We start from the raw sequence: 16,489 nt of genomic DNA, 5'->3' as shown, positions 1-16,489 counted from the left end.
TCGCCGAGCCGCGCACCATCAGGGTACTCGCGGAGATTGTCGTTTCCGATAGTGGGATGGACGTCCCTGAAGGCACCGATGTGCCGAAGTTGTGGCGTTGAGAACCACTGAAGGAAGGCATAGATTTGGCTATTTAACAATCTTAACGTGCATAAGCAGTGAAGATCTTGTGAGCGCATTATAGCCCTAAGATCGACACCTATCGTTATGCCGTCAGGTCGATGGGGAGTTGATGTGTATCCCCTTTGTAAAACAACAGGTAAGGATGAGTAGTCGTGACAATCGGCAGATACTCAAAACAGGGAGAACGCGGGATGGAAAAGGACCCGCGTGTTTTCGAGGCGACCGGTAGCTCTCTCGAAGCTCGTCCATTGACCGGATCCACATCCAGTAAATAGGACGAAACCGTCAGGATGCTTCAGCCTCGCGGACTCGATAGCCCATTTCCTCCGCCCGCCTTTCGATAGACATACGGGCCTGCTGGAGCACTCTGCCGGCATAGACTGGCGGATAGCACCAGTCGTTCCAGGTGCGCGTTGCCGTGCTTGCAAAGGAACCGAACCGCAATACACCAGGCTCAAGGAAAGACATACGACCACCAAGAGCGAGATATGTCTCGGTCTGTGCGCCTTCGGCAAGAATGATCGAATGCTGTTCGAGCTCGATATGGTAATACTCGAACGGCACTAAAGTCGTCTCCTGCGTGATCGTCGTCCCGTTGAGGAGGAACTTTGCTGGAATCAACGATTCCTCCAGAAACATGCAACGGTCCGGCGAAACGTAAAGATCCCGGGACGGGACGTTTTCGGCAAGGGCGCCCGCCTGTATGCGAACCGGAAGGGTATCGCGTGGCTTATCGATCGCCTTCGGATCAATCCGGCGCCGTCCGACCCATCTGATTTCCGCAACGCCTTTGTGGGTGACCACAAGATCGCCAGCCCGCAAATCCTCGACCGGAGTATCTCCCTCGGGTGTGCGGATGAGTGTGCCACGCAGGAAGCAGCTCGTAAAAGTCAGGCTATCCGTGTTGGCATCATAGGTGTAGGTGACACCCATGGGTATAGTATAGGAGCCGAACGGTATCGCATTCAGCAAACCGCCGAAGAAGGTGATGGTATTCCCTGCTTGAGAGACGACGTTCGAGCCTACCACCTCTATCCTGTCTCCTGATTGAACGTTTACGACGTTCGGCGGGGCCGAGAGGCTCAAATTGATGCCGCCTGGATCGTAGGCGAAAAGCCCACTGCCATTTGCATCGGCAAAATCCACGGTAGCTCCGTTCAAAAGATCAACGGTAAGCAGGCCCACATCCGCCGTAATACTCGAATTGGCACCTATCGCATAAGTATAGGTCGAAGCGGCCCCGACATTTGCGAGACCGGCATTGATTGTCACATTCGCACCACCAATCGCTTTGATCGTTGTATTTGAAGCCGCGCCGATGCCGACGATGCTACTGATCTCGACATCAACGCTGTCAACAATCACTGTGCCTTTGGCAACAAGATTGAGTTGGATGCTATCCGAGGGAGTGCCGGCATTGCTACTATCAATCCTGGTCGTGCCGTTGTTGATTAGGTTGATGCCAATCAAAGCCATGTTGTTATCCCCTCCGACAGATTGACATGTTGTATTTTAGGGCAAAGCTGCCGTCAGAACTTGTAGTTCAGACCCACCCGAACGGCATGGAAATCAAGGCTGGCTTTGGAGTTGAGCGCATCCCCGCCCATGTTGCTGCTGCCGAAATCGACATACTGATATTCGAGTTTTGCCGTCACATGGTCAGTGAAAGCATGTTCGACGCCCGCACCTATGGTCCAGCCAGTCTTGGTCTTGTCATCGTCGAAACTTACGCCGGCCAATGCACCCTTGTAATCGACATGCCCATAGGCGAGACCGCCGGTGCCATAGAACAAAGTATTGTCATAGGCATAACCGATGCGAGGACGGACGGTGCCGTACCAGTCGATCTTGGAAGATGCGCTTGCGGTGCCGTTTCTGAAGGAGTCACTGATGTCAGCACCCTGAAAATCGGCTTCGAGGCCGACTACCCAGTTGGGGTCGAACTGATAGTTGTAACCGATTTGACCGCCACCGAGAAAACCGGACCCTTCGAGCTTGCCGTATCTGCCGAGGTAATTTCCGAAGGAATGGAAACCAACATCATCGCTGCCGCCGAAACCGCCGCCGGCATTCACGCCCACATAGAAGCCGGTCCATGAAAATACCGGCGCAGCTTCAATAGGAGCTTGAGGCGGCGTGGAAACCGCAAGGTCTGCTGCATAAACGGTACTCCCCGCAACCGCCGCCATCAGGAAAACGGTGGATCCCAAAAACTTGCGCATTCGAAAATTCTCCTTAAAGGAATTCACGAGATTCAACATGTAACTTGTGAAAGTTCACGTTGAAGCCATAATATCGACGCGATTATAGCTGTAAATACGTAATTGCTAATAAATATTTTTATAAACTATACATTATTTGTATAATACTGTCGCAATATGTATTGAGGTAATTCTGATTCTATACTTTAGCGAGCATCCAAATTCCGGAATCTGCCATTGCCGATCAACGCGATTTAGAATCAGACTGAGGGCTCCGCGTCGCTGCATGCGGACAACTCGCTTCGTCGACGAAAGACCGCCGTCAATTCCGATGACGTAATCGGATGCAACCTGTCGTTTTCGATATAGACAGTCCACGCGCTGTTCTGCAGCTTTCGAGCGCTACCGCAGATACCAATCTGCTGCGCCGGGAGGCCTGACGGGGCGGACCCTTTGAAGGAACGTCTGGCCTCCCAACTGCGCTCAACGCCCTGAGCCATCAATCTTTTCGGAAAGAACCGGTCCGCAAAGCATGCGCTGAAGCAGACGTATATGGGCTGTGCTCGCGCTGCATTCACACGGGGAAGAACTCGGCATATCGAGCTGTAGCATTGCGGGACAAGTGGCGTGCCGGCGTTAGGCAACGGCTTACTTTGAAACCTGCTTTCCAACGTCAGGCGCAATCAGACCTCTACTGTCGCTTTGCGTATGGACGACAGGGCAGTGGCAAGCCACATCTTCGTAGCTGTCGCAACCGCCAATTTGCGATGGACGGGAGGCCCAGCCGCCTTGCTTCAAGAACCGGTTGGGCCTCCTCGTTTGTACCATGCGCAGTTCGCCATGCGCTTGCGTCTTTCTCGCACGCTGCGGGGGTTCTGTGAGTCCACGGGACGGGAAGCTTTGGCAGACTGGCGGCTTAATCGCCGGACGGAATGACGCGTATACTGGCCGCACCTGCTGCTTTGAGGAAAGCAGAGCGAACCCGTTCAGGCGAGGCTCTGCCTTTGACGCCGTCGATACAGGCTTGTAACGCTTCTTCGAAGGCATCTCCGCTACGGATCGGCCATTGCGTCGTAAGATACTCTACGGCTTGACTGATCGAACCGATGAATTGAATCTCGTCACCATCACGCGGTGCGATGCCGATAGGCGCGAATGCCAATTCTTCTGGATCGTTGGAGGCGTCACTTAGTGGCGCCTGATCTTGATCCTCGGTGCTTTCGGATTTGGCGTGTCGCCGTCTCGTCACGAGTGTGGCGAGCAATGTCATATCCCGAGCGATCCGGTCTAGGGCTGCCAGTTTGTCCTCTTCAGCTGGCGCACGACCCAAACTGCTCTCTTCGGCTTGTGTTCGCTCCGGGGGTAAAGCCAGGCGATAATCCGCGTTCGTTTGACGACTGGGAACTTCAACAGGGATCGAATTAACGAGCTGCTCGCCATGATCGAGGTCGGCGCCGCCATTCTTATCATTCCGCCCCATGCCTGTATGTCCCACTGAGCATTATCGAATACATCTCATCTACGGCAGGCGCTGCCGCATTATGCTGTTTCGATAAAAGTACGACTAATAAAACGTATTTGATTGGTACAGGTTAAAGCTTTGAAACGATTTTGACCAGTATCGCTACAGGAGAAAGAGCGATTACCTACAAAATCACACGGATATTGGCTTATTTTCGATGTATAATTACAGAAGTTTTCGCTTAAAAGCCGATAGACATCCGCGGCCGAAATGGGCTCTCTTCGGCATGGAGATCTCCCCTCATGAGCGCATAGCTCTCTTTAGAGCCATCATGCCAAACCGGAGCATGTGTCGCGCCAAAATCTGCAGTGTTTTGCGACGAAAAACCCGTCGGAAAGTTGAAGGGGCGCACCGAAGTGCGCCGCCTGCTCAGACGATGAAGAAAGTCGATGGAGGAACCTGCAATGCGGTAGCAATGCGGCGAAGCTTCGCTGGATCGGCCTCGGCACCAGCCTCGATTTCTGTGATTTCCTCACTGGTGAGGCCACAGGTCTCCGAGAGGTCGTCAATCGTGTAACCGATGGCTTCACGCGCCTGCCGCACCGCAGCAGCAATCTCACCATCAGGAACGGTAGAAACCTTTGAACTATCGATATTATTCGGAGTAATGGACATGAAATTTCTCCTTCCAAAGTCCGCCGGCCAATTCGTTGCCGGGTGAAGGCAGCTATTGCAGCCATGAGGCATATCGACCTAAACAGACACGGCCGAACGCTGCGTCAATATAGGCATCAATACGGCGAGGGCAAGCACGGAAGCGCATAGCTGCCAATCGCCTGGCTCTCGGCTAATGTCGCGATTTAATATTCTGTGATAGCGACAACACGTCACGGTTACAGAGGAATGAACGCTGGTGCGCACCGTCTTCCGACGACGGCCGCCGACCGGCCGACTGCGAACCACCCTGTAACGATGGCGATCACCTCCTGCCCTTTGCCTTGCGCGCCTTCCGCTCGGCCGCCAGCAGGAGCCCCTTGAGTTCCGGTTCACGCACACGATTGGCTGCCTCGATGAAGGAGACCCACTCGACGCGGCGTTGGCCTCGCTCCGGGAAGTCCTGCAAGGTCTGATCAACCTCAAGCAGATGCAGTCCGACAATGCAGGGGACGCGATTGCCGTCGGCAAGCTGTTTCAGATAGGTGAAATAGCCGAAAGGCTTTTTCTTCACTTTGCCGCGCACTCCGGCTTCTTCATAAGCCTCGATGGCAGCAACCTCGTATGGTTTCTTGCCCTTGATCGGCCAACCCTTGGGAACGACCCATCGGCCGCTTTCACGACTGGTGACGAGGAGCATCTCGGCATCCTCGCATTCGGGTACCTTCCTGTAGCAGATGGCCGCATATTGCTCATGGACCTGGCCGTGCAGCAACTCCTCCGCATGAGAGGCAAGCTCGGACAGAAAGCTCCCCGACCGTCGCAAGGCTCTTTGCTGTGCTGAGAGTGAGGAAGCCATGTGCGCTACTCGCGATATGGCCGATCGACGCACACGCCTCTCGAAACTGGCTGGCTGGCGCTCACAAAAATCGTCTGTGACACGCTGCCCTCCTATCCGCTCGGGTTTCGTCGAAATTCACAATTGTCAGTATGATGCTGTGAGCCGTTGCGGTGACAGTTTTATGAAGGCGGCTGTTGATGACACTGGAGGGATCAACCGTCTGGCGGTGGTACATGAAACTGTGATCGAACGGCACGAAAGCGAAAAACGGCCCCCGAAGAGGCCGTTTCATCCTTGGGAGGATGATGCGAAGTTTACTCGGCCGCCTGCAGGGCAGGCACCTCGATCTCTTCGCTCAATTGCCCCGCCATCGCGGCGGCAAACTTGGTCTGGTCGAGCTCGTTTTCCCAACGGGCGACGACGACCGTGGCTACCGCATTGCCAACGAAATTGGTCAGGGCGCGGCACTCGGACATGAAGCGGTCGATGCCGAGGATCAGTGCCATGCCGGCGATCGGAACCGACGGTACGACTGCAAGGGTCGCAGCAAGCGTGATGAAGCCTGCACCCGTGATGCCGGCAGCACCCTTGGAGCTCAACATGGCGACGAGCAGCAGCAGGATCTGGTCGCCGAAAGTCAGCGGCGTATCGGTCGCCTGCGCAATGAACAGCGCCGCCAGCGTCATGTAGATATTGGTGCCGTCCAGATTGAAGGAGTAACCCGTTGGAATGACGAGGCCGACGACGGAGCGCTTGCAGCCGGCACGCTCCATCTTGTTCATCAGGCCCGGCAATGCGGCTTCAGACGACGAGGTGCCGAGCACCAGCAGCAGTTCTTCCTTGATGTAGCGGATCAGCGCCAGGATCGAGAAACCGTTATAGCGGGCGACAGCGCCGAGCACGACGAGCACGAACAGCAGCGACGTGGCATAGAAGGTGCCGATCAGGAAGGCCAGATTGGCGATCGTGCCGATACCATATTTGCCGATGGTAAACGCCATCGCGCCGAAGGCACCGATAGGAGCGAACTTCATCAGCAGGGCAACCATGCGGAAAATCGGCGTGGTCAATGCCTGCAGGAAATCGGTCACCGGGCGGCCGCGTTCGCCGGCAGCGCCAAGCGCAATACCGAAGACCACCGAGAAGAACAGCACTTGGAGAATATCACCCTTGGCGAAAGCGCCGACGATCGTATCCGGAATGATGTTCATCAGGAAGCCGACGACCGACGCGTCATGGGCCTGCGCCGCATAGTTGTTGACGGCCTTCGTATCCAGCGTCGCCGGATTGATGTGCATGCCGGCACCCGGCTGCACGACGTTGGCAATGATGAGACCGACGATCAGCGCCAAAGTCGAGAAGGTCAGGAAGTAGATGAACGACTTGCCGACGACACGCCCGAATTTCTTCAGGTCCGACATGCCGGCGATGCCTGTCGTGACCGTCAGGAAGATGACGGGCGCGATGACCATGCGCACGAGCTTGATGAAGGCATCACCCAGCGGCTGCAACGACGTGCCGAGCTGCGGATAGTAGTGACCAAGCAGGATGCCGGCGGCGATGGCGGTGAGAACCTGCACGTAGAGATGCCGGTAGAAGGGAACTTTGGCGCGCGTTTCCGCGGCAGCGATGGGAGCAATCATGATGTCCTCCGTTAAGCCCAACCGATCTCTCGGCCCTCCGGGCGACGACTAGAATTCAACAGCCTCCGACTGTTTCATCATCCTTTGCAATGACCGTGCCAAATGCCCGCCATGATTTTAACACATTGCTTTTGTTGAGCTTTAATTTCCGGCGCGGATCGAAGATCTTCGATCTGTGCGACTATTCGCACAGATCGAATTGCGGCACGCGCGAAATCATGCACAATACGGCAATGCTGCAGCGCCCGGCCAACGAACGATTTCTAACGCCCGAGCAACTGGGCCGGCGCTCCCGCCGGGTCTGGCTCGTCTTCGCGTTTCTAAGTGCGGCGGTCATTGCGGCTGGTCTTTATGGCGCGAATTTCTATGGTCGGCTCTCGGCGATAGAAGCGCTAAAGCGGCAGGGGCACACGGATGCGAACCTCAAGGTTGCCCTGCTGCGTGCGGTCCTCGAACGTCCGCGCGCCTTGCCCCTCTTGCTCGCTGATGATCAGCAGGTGCGAGATGCGCTCGCCGAGAAGCACATCGACGATGTTGTCGCTCTCGACCGCAAGCTGGAAAGCCTTGTCTCGGGCACCAGCGCATCCGTCCTTTACGTCACCGGTAAGGACGGCGTTGCCATGGCCTCCAGCAACTGGCGCGAGCCCTTGAGCTTCGTGGGCAATGACTATTCCTTCCGTGACTACTTCCGCAAAGCCATGGAAACGGGAACCGCCGAACATTATGCGCTCGGCACGGTCAGCAACCGCCCCGGCCTCTACATTTCCCGGCGCGTCGGCGATGTCGGCTCCGCGCTCGGTGTCGTTGTCGTGAAGATGGAGTTCGATCAGCTGGAGGCTGACTGGAGCGAGACTGGCCGCCCCGCTTACGTGACCGACGAACGCGGTGTCGTGCTCATCACCAGCCTGCCCTCATGGCGCTTCATGACGACTGCACCCCTTGCGCGCGAGGAAGCCAACGCGATTCGAAAAAGCCTGCAATTCGGCGCAGCACCCCTTTCGCCGCTTCCGGTCAGCCATCCCGAAGAAGTTGGCCCGGATGCAACCATCGTGCGCGCCATTCTGCCCGGAAGCAGCGCTGCGGAATATTTGCAGCTGACAGTCGCGGTTCCATCGACGCCCTGGCGGCTCGGCTACCTGATACCGACCGATCAGGCGATCGCCTCATCCGTGCGCGAGACGCGCTTTCTTACCTTGACCGTCCTTCTGCCGATCCTTGCATTCGCCGCTTTCCTGCTGCGCCGCCGCGATGTATCGGCTATGCAGATTGCCGTCAGCAGGATCGCGCGTGAGGAGCTGGAACGCCGGGTTCTCGAGCGCACGGAGGATCTCAGCCAGGCCCGCGACCGGCTGGAGGCGGAAATTGCCGACCACCGTGCGACGGAAGCCAAGCTGCAAGGCGTGCAGCAGGATCTCGTGCAGGCCAATCGCCTTGCCATCCTGGGTCAGGTCGCCGCCGGCGTCGCCCATGAAATCAACCAGCCGGTCGCGACGATCCGTGCCTATGCGGAGAATGCGCATGTTTTTCTCGATAGGCAGCAGACGGAGCCGGTGAAGGAAAATCTTTCGGCTATCGCGGCGCTGACCGAGCGTATCGGCACAATCACCGAAGAACTGAAGGCCTTCGCCCGCAAGGGAAGGACTGCACCGGAGCCGGTTGACCTCAGAAGCGTGATCGAGGGAGCCGTCGTCCTGCTCAGGAGCCGCTTTGCCGGCCGCCTGGATGCGTTGAAGATTGAGCTGCCGCCAACGGGGCTCGGTGTTGTCGGCACCCGCATCCGGCTGGAACAGGTGCTGATCAATCTGTTTCAGAATGCTCTGGAAGCCCTGGAAGGTCGTGACGAAGCCAAGGTGGAGGTATCGGTGCGCGAAACTCCGGATGAAGTCGAGATCGTGGTTTCGGATAACGGTCCCGGTATTCCCGCGGCAATCCTCGACTCGCTGTTTACACCCTTCAACACGTCCAAGGAAAAGGGCCTCGGTCTTGGTCTCGTCATTTCGAAGGATATCGTCGTCGATTATGGCGGCCGGATCGACGTCGAGAGCAATGGCAGCGGCACCCACTTCACCGTCTATTTGCGCAAGGCTACACCATGAGTGAGAGTTCCCCGGTTTTCCTGATCGACGACGATAGGGATCTGTTGAGGGCGACAAAGCAGACGCTTGAACTGGCTGGCTTTGCCGTTTCCGCCTTCTCTGCTGCTGCCGAAGCGCTCCATGCTCTCAGGGCCGATTTTGCCGGTGTCGTCGTTTCCGATATTCGCATGCCGCAAATGGACGGGCAGCAGCTCTTCGCTCGCATCAAGGCGCTCGACGCCGATCTGCCGGTCATTCTGGTGACTGGTCATGGCGATATTCCGATGGCGGTTCAGGCGATCCAGGATGGCGCTTATGATTTCATCGCGAAGCCCTTCGCCACGGATCGGCTTGTGCAGAGCGTGCGGCGCGCGGCCGAGAAGCGACGCCTTGTGCTCGAAAATCGGGCGCTGCGGCAGGCGGCGGAGCAGGCCCAGAGCGATCTGCCGCTAATCGGCCAGACCCCCGCAATTGAACGGCTGCGGCATACGCTGCGACAGATCGCCGATACCGATGTCGACGTGCTTGTCACGGGCGAGACCGGCAGCGGCAAGGAAGTGGTGGCAAGCCTGCTGCATCGCTGGAGCCGTCGCGCAAACGGTAATTTCGTTGCGCTGAACTGCGGTGCACTGCCTGAAACCGTGATCGAGAGCGAGCTTTTCGGCCATGAGCCGGGCGCTTTTACGGGCGCCCAGAAGAAGCGCGTCGGGCGCATCGAGCATTCAAGCGCTGGCACCCTGTTTCTCGACGAGATCGAAAGCATGCCGCCGGCAATCCAGGTGCAGATGCTGCGCGTGTTGGAAATGCGCGAGGTGACACCGCTCGGCACCAATGAGGTCCGCCCCGTCGATCTTCGCGTCGTCGCGGCAGCGAAAGTCGATCTCGGCGATCCCCGCCAGCGGGGCGATTTCCGCGAAGATCTCTATTATCGCCTGAACGTCGTCACGCTTTCCATTCCGCCGCTGCGTGAGCGGCGCGACGATATTCCCCTACTCTTCGGCCATTTCGCCGATCGCGCCGCCGGCCGCTTCAAGCGCGAGGTGCCGGCCATATCCGACACGGTGCGCCGCCATCTGCGGGAGCATGACTGGCCGGGCAATGTTCGCGAACTCTCGCATTTTGCCGAGCGCTTCGTGCTCGGTCTCGAATCGGCAGCAACGGTAAAATCCGACGAAACGCCGGCGGCGGATGAGGGCTTGCCTTTGCCCCTTCGGGTAGAGCGCTACGAAGCCGAACTCATCCGCGAAACCCTGTCGCAGAACAATGGCGACGTACGCCGCACCATCGAAGCGCTCGGCATTCCCAGGAAGACCTTCTATGACAAGCTCCAGCGGCACGGCATCGTCAGAGGCGATTTTGCCGGCTTTGACGGAGATGATCGCCGAGGCTCATGATCCCATTGCCGATGAGCCACCACGCCAGCTGAAGCGCGTTTCCGTGATGCGCTTCAGGCGCTGCGGCGCATCTCCCTGGCATTGGGACCGTCGCTTAGTCGGGCTGCTGCCTCGGCGGTGCGATCCAGAACCAGCATCGCTTGCGCGACCACCGCCCCAAAGGCTTCATCGCTTCTGGAAGCGGCCACGACCAGCGGCGCGCTCAGGCAAATTCTAAGGGCACTCGCCGGCACATCACCAAAATCGGCGCAGCGAACGGGCTGCCCGAGACGCACCAACGCAACTCCATTGCCGCCGGCAGCCAAATCCTTGTAAACGGCAGCCATTTCCGTCGCCGTCAGCATCGCGCCACTCGTGCAATTGCGCAGGTAGAACGAAAAGATGGAGGGAATCTCGTCCCAGCGAAGAGCCGATGATGCGCCCCACAGCGCACGCCGTTCCAATGGCCGGCTCTGCAAAGGCTCGAAAGCCGGATCGTTCGCAAGACGATCAGAGACGGCGTCGGCAAAAGCGGACAAGACGGCAATCATGCGATCTTCGGCTACACCGACGAGGCGTTCGAGCTCGAACAACGCGGCTTTCCAGCGCAGCAGCAGGCCGAGATTGGCGCGGTCCGGCAAGGTATCGCGAGCGGCCCAGTCTTCTGGCCACTCCGCCTTTCCGCAGTAATCCGCCAGAGCGGCGGGCAGCATACGCGACTTGAAGCGCGCCGACATTTGCGGCGGGCACAGAAGCGCGCCGCTGAAAATCGGCCCGGCAAGGAATTTCGAACCCGTGAGCGCGACCATGAAACCATGTGCGAGATAGGCCCGGATCGTTGCCGCCGACAGACGAAACTGGCAGGCGTCGATCATGATATCCAGCACCGTCCCGAACCGCTCCTTCAGACGCAGAACGGTCTCGAGACCTGGCGCTAGGAGGCTGGTCTTCGATACATCGGTTACCACAAGCAGGCATCTGAGGCCGGCTGCGCGAGCAAGCTCGATAAGGCCGCGCAACTCCTCCTCCACCTGGCTATCGGCACGAAGAGAACCATCCTTGTTGCGCACGGCGATCGTGGCGTTGCGCGTGGCATTCCCCGGTCGCAATTCCTCGCCCTTGGCAACAGTCCGTGCGCTACTGACACGGCTCATGAAATGCCGCCCGGCCGACGCCATCATGACGCCGCTGCCCGTTTCGTTCCCCATCAGCGTGATGGTCATTAGGGCACGTTCGTCCTCTCCCGCCAGCAGCGCGGCCGAAAAAAGGTGGATGTCTGTGCCCGATGTGGCCAGGATCGCATCGATTCGGGCGGCCGAGTTTTGACTCAAGCCAAGTAAGCGCAGCAGATCGTCACGCACGTGCCTGATTTCGCGATCGTAGACAGCCGCCGACGATCCCGCTTCCATCGCCCTCATCAGATCCGCGTAATAGGATTCGACCGCGGCGAAGGCGGCGGCGGAGATGGTGGATGCCGTCGACGAGCCGAAAGCGAGATCTTCGGGCCGGGGTGCCGGACCATAGCCGTACATATTGAGCCCGCTGACCGGATCGCAATCCAGCCGTTCATCGCCACCCGACACCAGGTGTTTTAGCAGCGCATCCCTGGCCTCGCCTCGCTGCAGCGACGACGCACCCGCGGTCATGTTCTCATCCAGGGCACGGTCGTCAGCAATTTGCTGCATGGAGAAGTATTCCTCTTTCGCCAAAGTCGAAACGCTTCGCAGGATCGCGCCGCGTTCTATGCCAAGCGGGAGACCCTCGGCAGCCGAACATTACGCTTCACAAGATGGAGCGAGGCTGACTTGCCAAGGCCGGCAGCACCCGCAGTAAGCAAAATAAAAAAGCTCGCGATCCGGAGGGTCGCGAGCTCATTTCTGCAAAGCGAATTGGCGTATCAGCCGGCTGCTTCCAGCTTATCCTGCGTCTTCGTATCGAAGTCGCTGGCATCGTGGCGCTCACGCAGCTGCTCGGACGGATCGCCCGACATGCGGTTGACCATACGGCCGCGCTTGACGGCAGGACGCGAGTAGATTTGCTCGGCCCAGCGCTGCACGTTCTTGTAGTCCTGCACCTGCAGGAACTCGGCCGCGCCATACTGCCACCCCTTGGCCAAACCGCCGTACCACGGCCAGATGGCGATATCGGCAATCGTGTAGTCGCTGCCGGCTATATATTCGCTTTCGGCCAGGCGGCGATCGAGAACATCGAGCTGACGCTTCACCTCCATGGCAAAACGGTCGATCGCATATTCGATCTTCGTCGGTGCATAGGCGTAGAAATGACCGAAACCACCGCCGAGATAGGGAGCGCTGCCCATCTGCCAGAACAGCCAGGAGATGCATTCGGCACGAGCCGGCTGCTCGGTCGGCAGGAAGGCACCGAATTTTTCGGCGAGATACATCAAAATCGAGGCCGATTCGAAAACGCGGACCGGCTTAGGCCCGCTGCGGTCGAGCAAGGCCGGAATCTTGGAGTTCGGATTGACGTCGACGAAACCGCTGCCGAACTGATCGCCCTCACCGATCTTGATCAGCCAGGCATCATATTCCGCGCCGCTGTGACCAAGCGCCAGCAGCTCTTCGAGCATGATGGTGACTTTCACGCCGTTCGGCGTTCCAAGCGAATAGAGCTGAAGGGAATGGCGTCCCACAGGCAGTTCCTTCTCGTGGGTAGGGCCGGCGATCGGGCGATTGATATTGGCGAACTGGCCGCCATTGGCCTTGTTCCAGGTCCAGATTTTCGGCGGCGTATATTCGACAGAACCGGTCATGGGCATCCTCCTTTTTCGGGAATCGAATTTGGGCGATCTTCGATGTAGCGCGCTACATAGGTCGCACATAGGGGCCGCTCTTCATTTTTGCGAGAGGAGAATGCGCACTCTTTAACACGGAAGCGCACTTGCCACCTGGGTTGGAGCGCGGGCTCCTCGGTCAAGTTAGGCCATTGGCAAACGTCTGGAGGTTCATGAAACGAAAAAGCCTGCCGCGGGAGGAGGAGCGGCAGGCTTTTTACAAGAACCGAACAGCGGATGGGAGGAGGAGTTCCGCTATTCCTGCAGCCGTCCCTGGGAGGAGGATAAGGACGTCTGCCAAGCGAAGGGATGCGGGAGGAGGTGCATCGCTTCGATGAAGACAAACATACCAGTCTTTTGCTCAGTTCATAGGCATTTCTTTGCAAGGCAGTTATGCGCCATGCGAAAACCGGGCAGCTAGGTCGATCGCAATCTTCAACCAGCACGGCGAAGAATGAGCGGGATGCCCACAAAGCAAAAGCGCCTGCTCGGGGGAACAGGCGCTGGCATAATGCAGCTTTTATAAGGAGCCGTTGCGGCCGTTAGCGAGCGATCGCTGCGCGGGCAACGTTGCGGATTTCGCCGCGATCGATACCCAGATCATGCAGTTCGCGCGTGGACATACGGCCCAGTTCGGCCACCGTCTGACGATACTTGCGCCAGTTATTGAAAGAGCGTGCTACGTTCATGATGATCCCCTTTCCTTGGGCTTTCGAAGCTGAGCTGCCGTGCTTGGCGCTCCCGTCGCTTCGATGAGAAATATATAGTCGAAACCCTCGGCTTTTTGCAGAGCTAAGGAATCACTGCACCTATGCAAATTCTGCATATGTCGCCCGAAAAGCAGGCGGTCGTCATCCTGTCGATCACGCCTGCCTTTACGATTTGCTGATGACAGCGCCTCCTTTGTCTGCGAAAAGAAGAGAGATGAGAGACAGGGGCGTCCGCCATTCGGCGGGCTGAGAAGCACCCTTCGAACCTGAACCAGATCATGCTGGCGGAGGGAGTCGCTCGGGACCTCGCGAAACACTGCACGTCGTCCCCACGCGTCTCGCCCGCCCGAAAGAAGGGGCGATATGCAGAACCAAATCACAGCAGGTAGTCAGCTTCGCACCATGCGGGCCAATCCTCCGTTGGTGCAATGCATCACCAATTTCGTCGCCATGAATATCGCGGCCAATGTGATGCTTGCCGCCGGGGCATCGCCGGCAATGGTACATGCCGAAGAGGAAGCCGGCGAGTTTGCCGCTATCTCCGGCGCACTGACGATCAATATCGGCACGCTCTCGTCCGGCTGGCTTGCCGGCATGTTGAAGGCCGCGCAGTCGGCAAACGAGGTGGGCAAACCCTGGGTCCTCGATCCCGTCGCCCATTATGCGACTGCGTTTCGTCGCGGTGCCATCGCGCGCTTGCTGGAATTAAAGCCGACAATCATTCGCGGCAACGCATCCGAGATCATCGCGCTTGCCGGCGGCACGAGCCGCGGCCAGGGCGTCGATAGCAGGGATGCGGTCGAGCAAGCCGAAGATTCCGCCCGACTGTTCGCCGCAAGGCACGGCTGCATCGTCGCGGTCACCGGCGTTACGGATTTCGTGACGGATGGGCAGAAGGCGAAGCGCATTGCCGGCGGTTCGCCATTGATGCCGCAAGTGACCGCACTCGGATGCTCGCTAACCTGCCTTGTCGGTGCGTTTGCGGCGGCAGCTCCGGATGATCCTTTCGATGCGACCATAGCGGCGCTTGCCGTCTTTGCCGTCGCTGGCGCACGGGCAGGAGCGACGGCGGATGGCCCCGGCTCCTTCTCCTGGCGCCTCCTCGATGCCCTTGCCGCCCTAACCCCGGAAACGCTGGATCGCGACGCAAGGATATCGGCAGCATGAAGAAAGACTTCGATCTCTCGCTCTATCTCGTCCTCGATCCGCTGCTATGCCGTGATCTCGGCATGGTGGAGACGACGCGGGCGGCGGTGGCCGGCGGCGCGACTCTGGTCCAGCTTCGCGACAAGGAGGCTTCGACCGCTGCCATGATCGAGACGGGCCGCGCCCTCAAGCAAATCCTGCACGGAACGAATGTCCGGCTGATCGTTAACGACAGTGTCGAGGCTGCCATCGCCATCGGCGCCGATGGCCTCCATATCGGTCAGGAGGATATGAAGGCTGCCAATGCGCGTCGCATGATCGGCCCGGACATGATCCTCGGCCTCTCGGTGGAAACGGAGGCCCTCGCCTCCGCCATCGATGCCCATATCGTCGATTATGCTGGGATCGGTCCGGTCTTTGCCACGCCCACCAAGCCCGACCATAAGCAGCCGATCGGCTTCGACGGGCTTGCTCGCATCGTCAGGCTTTGCCCAGTTCCATCAGTCGCAATCGGTGGCCTGAAAGCAGAGCATGCTGCAAGCGTTTACTCGGCCGGAGCCGATGGTCTCGCGGTTGTCTCGGCCATTTGCGGCCAACCGGACCCGCAAGCCGCGACAACCATCATCGCGAAAGCCATCAAGGAGGCTCACCTATGATCCGCAATGTCTTATCCATCGCTGGCTCCGATCCTTCCGGCGGCGCTGGCATTCAGGCCGACCTGAAGGCTTTCTCCGCCCGCGGCGTCTATGGAATGGCAGCTCTGACCGCATTGACCGCGCAAAACACGCAGGGCGTCTCCGGTGTCCATCCCGTGCCCCCTCATTTCGTGGCAGACCAGATCAATGCGATCTTTGCCGACGTCCGTGTGAATGCCGTCAAGATAGGCATGATCGCCAATGCCGCCATCGCCAATGCCGTCGCGGACATTCTGGCGCGGCATCGCGATGTGCCCGTCGTCCTCGACCCGGTCATGATCGCCAAGGGTGGCGCAGCCCTGCTCGCCGCCGATGCCGTTGACGTGCTGACCACGCGGCTGCTGCCGCTCGCGACCGTCATTACACCGAACCTGCCCGAGGCAGCTGCGCTGTTGCATGACGTGGAGGCGAAAAGCCGCGAAGGCATGGCGCGTCAGGCGCTTGCGCTGGCAGCGCTCGGACCTTCGGCTGTCCTCGTCAAGGGTGGTCATCTCGAAGGGGATGAAAGCCCGGATGTGCTCGCAAGCGGCGATCATGTGACGTGGTTCGAAGCCGAGCGGCTGCCGACCAAGAATACGCATGGAACGGGCTGCACGCTCTCCAGCGCCATTGCTGCCGAGATCGCCAAGGGCCTGCCGCTCCCCGAAGCCGTTGCATCCGCCAAAGCCTATCTCGCTGCCGCGGTTGCTGCCGCAGGCCAGCTTTCCGTCGGAAGCGGTCATGGACCTGTGCAGCATTTCCATGCGCTCTGGCAGAAAAACAAGGAGTAGAG

General features: G+C 58.7%; 14 protein-coding genes and 1 riboswitch. Of the genes, 5 read left to right on the top strand and 9 right to left on the bottom strand.

What is annotated here, in order from left to right; translation table 11 throughout:
• Positions 1-408 precede the first annotated feature (408 nt).
• From PH562_RS06365 to PH562_RS06340, 6 genes are all read right to left on the bottom strand, one after another.
• Entirely contained in the window at positions 409-1,599 is a 1,191-nt protein-coding gene (locus PH562_RS06365; protein ID WP_167078167.1) for a Hint domain-containing protein, read from the bottom strand.
• Between the two features lie 53 nt (positions 1,600-1,652).
• Positions 1,653-2,345, bottom strand: coding sequence for an outer membrane protein (locus PH562_RS06360; RefSeq protein ID WP_113231209.1), 693 nt, complete (start codon positions 2,343-2,345; stop codon positions 1,653-1,655).
• A gap of 895 nt (positions 2,346-3,240) precedes the next feature.
• Positions 3,241-3,804 carry a DUF982 domain-containing protein gene (locus PH562_RS06355; RefSeq protein WP_285172088.1) on the bottom strand — a complete coding sequence of 188 codons (564 nt, stop codon included), beginning with the start codon at positions 3,802-3,804 and terminating at the stop codon, positions 3,241-3,243.
• 411 nt (positions 3,805-4,215) lie between these two features.
• Positions 4,216-4,461 (bottom strand): helix-turn-helix domain-containing protein, encoded by a 246-nt coding sequence (locus PH562_RS06350; protein ID WP_092706051.1) that lies wholly within the window; start codon positions 4,459-4,461, stop codon positions 4,216-4,218.
• Positions 4,462-4,765: 304 nt separating this feature from the next.
• Positions 4,766-5,299: an NUDIX hydrolase gene (locus PH562_RS06345; RefSeq protein WP_113231206.1), complete on the bottom strand. Its 534-nt coding sequence runs from the start codon at positions 5,297-5,299 to the stop codon at positions 4,766-4,768.
• 296 nt (positions 5,300-5,595) lie between these two features.
• Positions 5,596-6,924: a dicarboxylate/amino acid:cation symporter gene (locus tag PH562_RS06340; RefSeq protein WP_113231205.1), complete on the bottom strand. Its 1,329-nt coding sequence runs from the start codon at positions 6,922-6,924 to the stop codon at positions 5,596-5,598.
• Positions 6,925-7,142: 218 nt separating this feature from the next.
• On the opposite strand from PH562_RS06340, the gene PH562_RS06335 reads away from it, so the two are divergent.
• Positions 7,143-9,020 (top strand): sensor histidine kinase, encoded by a 1,878-nt coding sequence (locus PH562_RS06335; RefSeq protein ID WP_285172087.1) that lies wholly within the window; start codon positions 7,143-7,145, stop codon positions 9,018-9,020.
• On the top strand, positions 9,017-10,393 hold the full coding sequence (locus PH562_RS06330; RefSeq protein ID WP_285172083.1) for a sigma-54-dependent transcriptional regulator: 1,377 nt from the start codon (positions 9,017-9,019) through the stop codon (positions 10,391-10,393). The genes PH562_RS06335 and PH562_RS06330 overlap by 4 nt, the downstream gene beginning before the upstream one ends.
• Before the next feature lie 53 nt (positions 10,394-10,446).
• Here PH562_RS06330 and PH562_RS06325 read toward each other — a convergent pair whose 3' ends face one another.
• The 3 genes from PH562_RS06325 to PH562_RS06315 form a co-directional block, all read right to left on the bottom strand.
• The gene (locus PH562_RS06325; protein ID WP_285172082.1) at positions 10,447-12,057 is read right to left on the bottom strand and encodes a hypothetical protein; all 1,611 of its coding nucleotides are present in this window, start codon (positions 12,055-12,057) and stop codon (positions 10,447-10,449) included.
• A gap of 212 nt (positions 12,058-12,269) precedes the next feature.
• Positions 12,270-13,145, bottom strand: a complete 876-nt coding sequence (yghU, locus tag PH562_RS06320; RefSeq protein ID WP_285172081.1) for a glutathione-dependent disulfide-bond oxidoreductase — start codon at positions 13,143-13,145, stop codon at positions 12,270-12,272.
• 563 nt (positions 13,146-13,708) lie between these two features.
• On the bottom strand, positions 13,709-13,855 hold the full coding sequence (locus PH562_RS06315) for a DUF1127 domain-containing protein (protein ID WP_015342994.1): 147 nt from the start codon (positions 13,853-13,855) through the stop codon (positions 13,709-13,711).
• 234 nt (positions 13,856-14,089) lie between these two features.
• Positions 14,090-14,186: riboswitch (TPP riboswitch) on the top strand.
• A 53-nt stretch (positions 14,187-14,239) separates the two neighbouring features.
• Between PH562_RS06315 and thiM the strand changes: the two genes are divergently transcribed.
• From thiM to thiD, 3 genes are read left to right on the top strand one after another with little or no spacing between them, the layout of a single operon-like run.
• Positions 14,240-15,043 carry a hydroxyethylthiazole kinase gene (thiM, locus tag PH562_RS06310; RefSeq protein WP_285172080.1) on the top strand — a complete coding sequence of 268 codons (804 nt, stop codon included), beginning with the start codon at positions 14,240-14,242 and terminating at the stop codon, positions 15,041-15,043.
• Positions 15,040-15,678, top strand: coding sequence for a thiamine phosphate synthase (gene thiE / locus PH562_RS06305; RefSeq protein WP_285172079.1), 639 nt, complete (start codon positions 15,040-15,042; stop codon positions 15,676-15,678). Before thiM ends, thiE begins: the two co-directional genes overlap by 4 nt.
• A complete protein-coding gene (thiD, locus tag PH562_RS06300; RefSeq protein WP_285172078.1) occupies positions 15,675-16,487 on the top strand; it encodes a bifunctional hydroxymethylpyrimidine kinase/phosphomethylpyrimidine kinase in 813 nt (270 codons plus the stop codon). Before thiE ends, thiD begins: the two co-directional genes overlap by 4 nt.
• Positions 16,488-16,489: the final 2 nt, after the last annotated feature.

Origin of the sequence: Rhizobium centroccidentale (genome assembly GCF_030182565.1) — a bacterium.
Classification (GTDB): domain Bacteria; phylum Pseudomonadota; class Alphaproteobacteria; order Rhizobiales; family Rhizobiaceae; genus Rhizobium.
This window is presented reverse-complemented; position numbering and strand designations above follow the sequence as displayed.

Bases quoted from the DNA above. Each gene is read 5' to 3' on its own strand.
- PH562_RS06365 (WP_167078167.1), bottom strand. From the start codon at position 1,599: ATGGCTTTGATTGGCATCAACCTAATCAACAACGGCACGACCAGGATT.
- PH562_RS06360 (WP_113231209.1), bottom strand. From the start codon at position 2,345: ATGCGCAAGTTTTTGGGATCCACCGTTTTCCTGATGGCGGCGGTTGCG.
- PH562_RS06355 (WP_285172088.1), bottom strand. From the start codon at position 3,804: ATGGGGCGGAATGATAAGAATGGCGGCGCCGACCTCGATCATGGCGAG.
- PH562_RS06350 (WP_092706051.1), bottom strand. From the start codon at position 4,461: ATGTCCATTACTCCGAATAATATCGATAGTTCAAAGGTTTCTACCGTT.
- PH562_RS06345 (WP_113231206.1), bottom strand. From the start codon at position 5,299: ATGGCTTCCTCACTCTCAGCACAGCAAAGAGCCTTGCGACGGTCGGGG.
- PH562_RS06340 (WP_113231205.1), bottom strand. From the start codon at position 6,924: ATGATTGCTCCCATCGCTGCCGCGGAAACGCGCGCCAAAGTTCCCTTC.
- PH562_RS06335 (WP_285172087.1), top strand. From the start codon at position 7,143: ATGCACAATACGGCAATGCTGCAGCGCCCGGCCAACGAACGATTTCTA.
- PH562_RS06330 (WP_285172083.1), top strand. From the start codon at position 9,017: ATGAGTGAGAGTTCCCCGGTTTTCCTGATCGACGACGATAGGGATCTG.
- PH562_RS06325 (WP_285172082.1), bottom strand. From the start codon at position 12,057: ATGCAGCAAATTGCTGACGACCGTGCCCTGGATGAGAACATGACCGCG.
- yghU (WP_285172081.1), bottom strand. From the start codon at position 13,145: ATGACCGGTTCTGTCGAATATACGCCGCCGAAAATCTGGACCTGGAAC.
- PH562_RS06315 (WP_015342994.1), bottom strand. From the start codon at position 13,855: ATGAACGTAGCACGCTCTTTCAATAACTGGCGCAAGTATCGTCAGACG.
- thiM (WP_285172080.1), top strand. From the start codon at position 14,240: ATGCAGAACCAAATCACAGCAGGTAGTCAGCTTCGCACCATGCGGGCC.
- thiE (WP_285172079.1), top strand. From the start codon at position 15,040: ATGAAGAAAGACTTCGATCTCTCGCTCTATCTCGTCCTCGATCCGCTG.
- thiD (WP_285172078.1), top strand. From the start codon at position 15,675: ATGATCCGCAATGTCTTATCCATCGCTGGCTCCGATCCTTCCGGCGGC.